The sequence below is a fragment of the Vibrio sp. 704 genome (assembly GCF_033339295.1).
This window is the reverse complement of sequence record NZ_JAWOUH010000157.1, coordinates 1-971: the sequence shown is the minus strand read 5'-3', so window position 1 is coordinate 971 and position 971 is coordinate 1. Positions and strand designations below refer to the sequence as shown.

Below are 971 nucleotides of genomic sequence, written 5' to 3'. Positions count from 1 at the left end.
GTAACGGCTAGACCAGCTTGCGCTTCTTCAATGTCGCCATCGAAGGTCACAATGCGAGCTACAGTCGACGTTTTACCTGACGGTAATGCTTTGATGGCATCACCGACTTTCACAGAGCCAGACGACACCGTGCCCGCAAAGCCACGGAAATCAAGGTTAGGACGATTCACGTACTGAACAGGGAAACGGAATTCACCCGCACCTTTTTCGTAGTCCACATCCACCGTTTCTAGCAACTCAAGCAACGATGGACCTTCAAACCAGTTCAGGTTCTGTCCTTTATCCACTACGTTGTCGCCTTCCAGCGCTGAAATCGGGATAATTTGAATATCAATATCGCCAGTTAGATTTTCAGAAAACTTCAGGTATTCATCACGAATTTCTTCGAAGCGCGCTTGTGAGTAATCCACCAAATCCATCTTGTTGATTGCGACAACAAAATGTTTCAAGCCCAATAGGTTTGAAATGAAAGAGTGACGACGCGTTTGATCCAAAATGCCTTTACGGGCATCCACTAAGATCACCGCTAAATCACACGTCGATGCGCCTGTCGCCATGTTGCGCGTGTACTGCTCATGTCCAGGGGTATCAGCAATGATGAACTTACGCTTTTGCGTCGAGAAATAACGGTAAGCAACATCGATTGTGATGCCTTGTTCACGCTCAGCCTGCAGACCATCGACAAGCAACGCCAAATCTGGCTTTTCACCCGTCGTACCAACGCGTTGGCTATCTGAGTGAACCGCTGCTAGTTGGTCTTCATAAATTTGTTTTGAGTCATGGAGTAAGCGACCAATCAGGGTGCTTTTCCCATCATCCACAGAACCACAAGTCAGAAATCTAAGCAGAGACTTGTACTGATGTTGTTTTAAATAGCCTTCGATACCAAGCTCGGCTAATTGAGCTTCAACTGCACTGTTCATTCTCTTTCCTTAGATCTTTTAGAAGTAACCTTGACGTTTCTTGAGTTC

At 46.2% G+C, this 971-nt stretch carries 1 protein-coding gene; it reads right to left on the bottom strand.

Annotated features, from left to right (window positions below):
- A partial coding sequence (locus R7R24_RS25130; RefSeq protein ID WP_318119830.1) for a GTP-binding protein occupies window positions 1–923 on the bottom strand: 923 nt, incomplete at its 3' end.
- Window positions 924–971: the final 48 nt, after the last annotated feature.